Consider the following 7199-nt stretch of genomic DNA (forward strand, 5'->3'; position numbering starts at 1 on the left):
GCGTCATCAACACCTGGGCGGACATCCTGAACCGCGCTAACCTCGGTTTTGAAGTGATGCACGAACGCAACGCCCACAACTTCCCCTTAGATTTGGCTTCTGCTGAGTCTGCGCCTGTGGCTCTGACCGCTCCTGCCATCAACGGTTAAGATTCTGGTTTAACAATCTCATCCGTAACGAAATAAAGCCCCCTCATAACGAGGGGGCTTTGTTCTATTATGAATGAACATTCCCTAGGACAATCTAGCCCCGCCTGCCCTATGCGTATTCGACAAATTTTGCTCATTGCTTTCGTTGCCTTGGGTTTAGGGTTGGCAACCCTCATCCAGGGAATGGGTCAACCTGCATTCAGTTGCGAATACCATCCGGAGGCCTATGAAGGGTTGGCGATGGAAGGGCTAGAGCAGGAATTAACGGGATCGGGGTTGATCGGTCGGGTGCATGGGGCAGCGCCGGCCATGGCAGTGCTGACGGTGCGAGAACCGGATAACTTTTTTGAACACCGTGAATTTTCCCTTGTCCCCGCTAATGCCGATATTCGTGAGGCTTTAGGCGCAGTCCATCGCCATGATCAGGTTTGTCTCCAAGGAGAATGGCTCTACAACCCCAGTAGTCAGCCCCATTTATTGGTGAAAGAGATGGCGGTTTTGGAATCTTGGCAAGGTGGTCGGGAATATGAACATCAAACCCAGGTGACGCAGGACATTCCCGATCGCACCTTGGTAGGGGTTGTTCATGCTGTCGGTGCAGAAGGGGATGTGTTAGTGATTGATTATGATGATGCGGTGTTGCCGGTGATGGTTCGTGATCCCGCTTGGACGGCGGGACTCTATCGGGGGGATCTAGTCCGCATTGACTATGGTTGGCGCAGGATTCCCGCCCGTCCCCCCCATGCCTATCTGACTCAACCCCCAACGGTGGTGGATGCGATCGCCTCCCTCCACAATCAACCCAAAACCCTCACCGGCCACCTCGTCAAGTTTCCCCAAAGCCCCCAATTACAATTTGATGTCTATGGTTTGGCCGTGGAAACCTTGGGGCAGCAGCGGATTTTTACCCTCGTTAATTTTCAAGACCCAGAAGTGTTTGGGGCAATTCGGCAACGGTTGGCGACGCTGTGGGAAGAACAGGAGGAGGGGGCGATCGCCGGCCGCAATTATTTAATCAACCCCCACCTCACCCTCACCGCCACCGGCACGATCAACGTCACCTCTCCCCAACAAGCCAACCCCCAAATCCTCCTCGCCACCCCCGAAGCCGTTCACCAATAGCGGCGGCCCGTGAAAAATACCCCCAAAATAATCATGATCAGCCCCGGATAGGACAACTGGGTGAGGGGAAAAATCGGCAGTGGCAAAGCATCCTTAATCCCCAACACCACCACCAAACACAACACCAACGCCCACAAACTGCCCCGATTCAAAGCCAAAGGCTGCCGCCACCGCTCACCAAAATAGAGTCCTAACGCTCCCAATCCAAAAGTTGCCATTAGGGGAATGAACTCCCCCAAAGGAGGCGCGAGGAGATTTCCCAAAACGAACCGGATAGCCGGAACGCCCAAATTCCATAAACCCGCCAAAAACCACTCAACCGCAATCACCGCCAGCACTGTCACCCCGGCCACTTTTGCCAATTCGCGCCAGGGTTGTTGAGTAAAGCCACGCCAAGGATTGCTCATGGAAAAAAGGGAAATTTCAATCTCATTGTGGCACATCCCCACTTCCCACCCCCCACTCCCCTAACGAGAAGACCCAATTTCCTGGGCCGCTTGAAAAACCTCACGGGCAAATTCCGGATTTTCCCGCATCCGCCGAAATAACATCGGCATTGATTTGTAATACTGACTGAGAAAGGCCTCTTCCTGATGGGGGATCCGACCTGCCAAGAAAATCAATTCCTCCGGATTTAAGTCCAGATAGCGGGCAAGATTACGGATCACATCTTCCTTCGGAGCGTATTCTGCCCGGTTGTTTTCCAGTTTAGAGAGATAGGTAAAGTCAATTTTGATTAAGGCGGCGAGTTTTCGCTGACTATACCCCTTATCTTTGCGGCGATCGCGGATCAGTTTCCCAAATGCATTGTTCATCGTTCTCTTTTGCTATGAATGGCCCAATCTCGCACTTATTCTAAGATCTCTCTCGCACCATAGCCCAACCCAATGCAAAATCTTGAGCCGCACCGCTACCGATTTTCAGAAAATTTGAGCATCTCCCTCGCCTGCCCAGAGCTAACGCACAGATCAAAATTGGGCAAAATTCAGGAATGGGGACAAAATAGGATGTAGAAGCCCAGAAACTTAGGAGCCATTCCGCCATGCTGTTTCCAAAACAACCCGATCCGCTACCTCCGCAAGACAGTTCACCATTTTCTCAAAAACCCAAGGGATTCACACTGTGGAAAGTTGGCGGTGTTGTCATCAGTCTGGCTGGGTTCGGCTTTATCATTCCTTTTCTGTTGCCCTATGAGAGTGCTTGTGGGTGCGCGGATGAATCCAGAAGCAATATCGGAGCATCGCTCCGAGGACAGCAGGCTTATTTTTTGGAAAAGCATCAGTTTTCTGATTCTATAGACGCATTAGGATTAGGAATACCCACAACTACACAAAAATATCAATATAAAGTGGACAAGGAACCCAACGCCGTCATTCATTATGCTCTTCCCATTCCTCCGGAAAAAGCAGTATGGTTTGAGCGTAGGCAACGCCCAAGAGCCAATATGGTGGGAGCAGTTTTCTTGATAGCCAATCAAGATAATCCTCAAGAAATGATCCCTGAAACCATTATCTGTCAAGGACAACCCGGCGATTATCGTCTTCCTTTAAAGCCAATTTTAGTCAAGAATAAACCCACTTGTCCAGCGAATTATACTCAGCTTTAGCCATGTTTGAAATAGGAGAATAATTTTAATGCTCTGAGTTTTCAATTGAAATCTTCAATCACAATGATGCTGTCGAGACAATAGATTGCTCCCTTGACATGGGGACATTGTTTTTGCCCCTATTTTTAAAGATTGCATCATCTGAGCACATCAGCCTAGATTATGTTAAAGTTAAAAATTGATTAGTGTCGTCATGCTATGGGTTTTCACTGTCATAATCACTATTTCGGAGATTTCTGTATCTAATTTTACCATTAACCGAAATAGTATTCAGGGTGTTTTTGTATATTTCAATACATCAAAAACCACTACAATCCATCAGAACCTATGGCCTCATCCTCTCGCCGAATTGTTAAAGAACGCCGCGATTACAATACTTGGGTGGCGAATGAAACCTTAGAGGATTATTCGCTCCGCTATGCGCCGAAATCGTTCCGCAAGTGGCCAGAACTGCTGGTGGCCAATACAGCCCTCGGCGGTATCTCGTTTCTCGCCCTGGAGGCCATTGGGGGATCTTTAGCAATTAACTATGGCTTTACCAATTCCCTTTGGGCGATCGCCACCGTCGGCGTGATCATCTTTTTAGCCGGTATCCCCATCACTTACTATGCCGCCAAGTACAACATTGATATGGATTTGTTGACAAGGGGGGCAGGGTTTGGCTACATCGGTTCGACGATCACTTCATTAATTTATGCCTCCTTTACGTTTATCTTCTTTGCCCTCGAAGCGGCGATTATGGCCCAAGCCCTAGAACTGTATTTTGGGCTGCCGTTGTGGTTGGGTTATATTGTTTGCTCGGTTTTAATTATTCCGTTAGTGTTTTATGGGGTGACACTAATTAATCAGTTGCAATTGTGGACGCAACCCCTATGGCTGGGGTTAATGGTGGCTCCCTATATTTTTGTTTTGGTGAAAGAACCCCATGCCTTTGATCATTGGGTGAATTTTGCGGGAAATTCCCCCAGCGGGGCAGGCTTTGATCCCCTACTGTTTGGGGCAGCGGCAACGGTGTCCTTTGCCCTTATTGCCCAGTTGGGGGAGCAGGTGGATTATTTGCGGTTTTTGCCCGATGAGGGGCCGGAAAATCGCGGCCGGTGGTGGTTGGCGGTGATTGGTGCGGGGCCCGGTTGGATTTTGTTGGGGACTGCCAAGCAGTTAGGAGGGGCGTTCCTCGCTTCCCTCGCGATTAGCCATGGGGTGGCGATCGCCCAAGCTAAAGAGCCGATCCAGATGTATCTTGCGGGCTTCCGATATATGTTCGATAACCCCGCCGTGGTGTTAGCGGTGGGGACATTATTTGTAATTCTGTCCCAAATTAAAATCAACGTCACCAATGCCTACGCCGGTTCCCTGGCTTGGTCTAACTTTTTCTCCCGCTTGACCCATTCCCACCCTGGCCGGGTGGTGTGGTTGGTGTTTAACGTGGCCATTGCGCTTGTGTTGATGGAGTTGGGTGTATTTGAAACCCTAGAGGCGGTGTTGGGGCTGTATTCCAATGTGGCGATCGCCTGGGTGGGGGCTTTAGTTGCCGATCTGGTGATTAATAAACCCCTCAAACTCAGCCCCTCCTATGTGGAATTTAAACGGGCCTATTTATACAACATCAACCCCGTCGGGTTTGGCTCCACGGCGATCGCCTCCCTGATCGCCATTCTCGCCTTCATTGGTTGGTTTGGACCTTGGGCCCAGGCCTATTCCCCCTTCCTCGCCTTAGGCATTGCCTTCACCCTCGCCCCCCTGATCGCCTGGATCACCAAAGGGAAATACTACATCGCCCGCGAAAACACAATCCGCCTCAACACCGCCTCCGATGCCCTGATTACCTGCGGCATTTGCGCCCAAGCCTACGAGCCAGCGGATACCGCTTTTTGTCCGGTTTATGACGGCGCGATCTGCTCCCTCTGCTGTAGCCTTGATGCCCAATGCCACGATGGTTGCAAAACCGATGGCGTGGCTCCCTCCATGGCCCATCGCTTCGCGGATATCCTCTTTGGCGATCGCCTCAACCCTCAATTAGGGGTGCGCATTGTCCGGTTTGCAGGAATTTTCACCCTCATGGGGGGGAGTATTGGCGCAATTATTGGGCTAGTTTATGCCCTGATTGGCAAACGGGAAACCACCTCCCTTGGGGAAGCCTTTATGATTGCCTTTATGCTGCTGTTGGTGGTGGCAGGGATAGGGGCTTGGTGGTTGGTGTTAAGTGAAGAAAGCCGGGAAATGGCAGAGGCGGAACTCGATAAGCAAAACCTGCAATTGCAAGGGGAAATCCACGATCGCCAACAGGCCCAAGCCAGTTTACAAGCCCTCACCCAAGAGCTAGAGGCACGGGTAGCCCAGCGCACGGCGGAACTTTCCGAAGCCCTACGGACATTGCAGCATACTCAGGGGCAATTAGTCCAAACCGAAAAAATGTCCAGTTTGGGGCAGTTAGTAGCCGGTGTTGCCCATGAAATTAACAACCCGGTGAACTTTATCCATGGCAATCTTGATCATGCCCATGCCTATGTGAACGGTTTACTCACCTTGATCAAGTTGTATCAGCAGGAATTCCCCACTACGGCGGCGATCGCTGATTGTATTGAAGAGATTGAACTCGATTTCATCGAAGAAGATCTGCCCAAACTGCTCAGTTCCATGGCGGTAGGGACGGATCGCATTCGGCAAATTGTCCTCTCCCTGCGGGTCTTCTCCCGTGTCGATGAATCGGACTATAAGCCGGTGAATCTCCATGAAGGCCTCGATAGTACCTTGATGATTTTAGGCAATCGCCTCAAGGCCAATTCTGAACGACCGGCGATCGCCATCCATCGCAACTATGGCCCGCTGCCCTTAGTGGAATGCTACGCCGGCCAACTGAATCAAGTGTTTATGAACCTGTTGGCCAATGCCCTTGATGCCTTCGATGAATGCAATAATCAGCGCACCTATGCTGAACTGTCCCAAAACCCCAACCAAATCACGATTCAAACCCAAGTCATCCATGAAAATTGGGTGCGCATTGAACTGATGGACAATGGCCCCGGTATTCCCGAAGCGGTGCAACACCTTTTGTTTGATGCCTTTTTCACCACCAAAGGTGTAGGCAAAGGCACAGGACTAGGATTATCGATCAGCTATCAGATCATCACTGAAAAACACCAGGGTAAAATCTGGTGTGAATCGAAACTGGGCCAAGGTACAACCTTTGTGATTGAAATTCCCATTCATCCCCAGGCGATCGCCTCCGTCCCCCAAGCCGCTTTTGCCCTCGCCTCCCCTCGCCTCTCCCCCGATGCGATAAAATTGCTTGAATAAGCAAACCTTGACCAGACCCGGATTAGACAAAAGCCGATGAGTTTCGATTATGACTTGGTAATTATTGGTGCAGGGGTGGGTGGCCATGGCGCGGCCCTCCATGCGGTGAAATGTGGTTTAAAGACTGCGATTATTGAAGCGGCGGAAATGGGGGGAACCTGTGTAAACCGGGGCTGCATCCCCTCGAAGGCCCTCCTGGCGGCTTCGGGGAAAGTGCGGGAATTGGGCGATCGCCATCACCTCGCCGCCCTAGGGGTACAGGTGGGAACCGTGGGGTTTGAACGGGAGGCGATCGCCGCCCATGCTCATGATCTCGTCACCAAAATTCGCAGCGACCTCACCAACAGCCTCAAACGCTTGGGCGTGGCCACGATCGAGGGTTGGGGCCGGGTGGCCGGGGCGCAAAAAGTGGGGGTGAAAACCGAGGCGGGGGAAAAATTCTACACCGCAAAAAATATCCTCCTCTCCACCGGCTCCGTTCCCTTCGTTCCTCCCGGCATTGAACTGGACGGTAAAACCGTCTACACCAGTGATGATGCGGTGCGGTTGGAAAGTTTACCCCAATGGGTGGCGATTATCGGTAGTGGCTATATTGGTTTGGAATTTTCCGATGTCTATTCTGCCTTGGGCTGTGAAATCACGATGATTGAAGCCCTCGATACGCTGATGCCCGGTTTTGACCCCGATATTGCCAAGATTGCCGAGCGGGTCTTGCTCCAAGGCCGCGATATTGAAACCCATCAGGGGGTATTGGCGAAAAAAGTCACCCCAGGCCATCCCGTCGTGATTGAATTGGCGGATGCGAAAACGAAGGAAACCATTGATGTGATTGAGGTGGATGCCTGTTTGGTGGCCACGGGACGGATTCCCGCCACGAAGAATTTAGGCTTAGAAACCGTGGGCGTAGAAACCGATCGCCGGGGCTTTATTGAAGTCAACGACAAAATGGAAGTGATCCGCGACGGTCAAACCGTGGCGAACCTCTACGCCATTGGGGACGCGACAGGCAAAATGATGCTGGCCCA

At 51.3% G+C, this 7199-nt stretch carries 7 protein-coding genes; 5 read left to right on the forward strand and 2 right to left on the reverse strand.

The window, feature by feature from the left end:
- Both VB712_RS13855 and VB712_RS13860 read left to right on the forward strand, forming a co-directional pair.
- The coding region (locus tag VB712_RS13855) for a photosystem II protein D (protein WP_416236351.1) at positions 1-149 on the forward strand (149 nt) is incomplete at its 5' end.
- Between the two features lie 111 nt (positions 150-260).
- Positions 261-1271 carry a hypothetical protein gene (locus tag VB712_RS13860; protein WP_323255692.1) on the forward strand — a complete coding sequence of 337 codons (1011 nt, stop codon included), beginning with the start codon at positions 261-263 and terminating at the stop codon, positions 1269-1271.
- On the opposite strand, the gene VB712_RS13865 is transcribed toward VB712_RS13860, so the two are convergent.
- Positions 1262-1678, reverse strand: coding sequence for a hypothetical protein (locus tag VB712_RS13865; protein WP_323255694.1), 417 nt, complete (start codon positions 1676-1678; stop codon positions 1262-1264). The two genes, VB712_RS13860 and VB712_RS13865, sit on opposite strands and share 10 nt — an antisense overlap.
- A gap of 60 nt (positions 1679-1738) precedes the next feature.
- Positions 1739-2086, reverse strand: coding sequence for a helix-turn-helix transcriptional regulator (locus tag VB712_RS13870; protein ID WP_323255696.1), 348 nt, complete (start codon positions 2084-2086; stop codon positions 1739-1741).
- Between the two features lie 227 nt (positions 2087-2313).
- Here VB712_RS13870 and VB712_RS13875 point away from each other — a divergent pair, with 227 nt between their 5' ends.
- The 3 genes from VB712_RS13875 to VB712_RS13885 form a co-directional block, all read left to right on the forward strand.
- On the forward strand, positions 2314-2877 hold the full coding sequence (locus VB712_RS13875; protein ID WP_323255698.1) for a type IV pilin-like G/H family protein: 564 nt from the start codon (positions 2314-2316) through the stop codon (positions 2875-2877).
- Positions 2878-3204: 327 nt separating this feature from the next.
- Positions 3205-6174 (forward strand): ATP-binding protein, encoded by a 2970-nt coding sequence (locus tag VB712_RS13880; RefSeq protein WP_323255700.1) that lies wholly within the window; start codon positions 3205-3207, stop codon positions 6172-6174.
- 36 nt (positions 6175-6210) lie between these two features.
- Positions 6211-7199, forward strand: a 989-nt coding sequence (locus VB712_RS13885) for an FAD-dependent oxidoreductase (RefSeq protein WP_323255702.1), incomplete at its 3' end; no start/stop codon positions are given.

This window comes from Spirulina sp. CCNP1310 (assembly GCF_034932185.1).
In the GTDB taxonomy this organism is placed as follows: domain Bacteria; phylum Cyanobacteriota; class Cyanobacteriia; order Cyanobacteriales; family Spirulinaceae; genus Spirulina.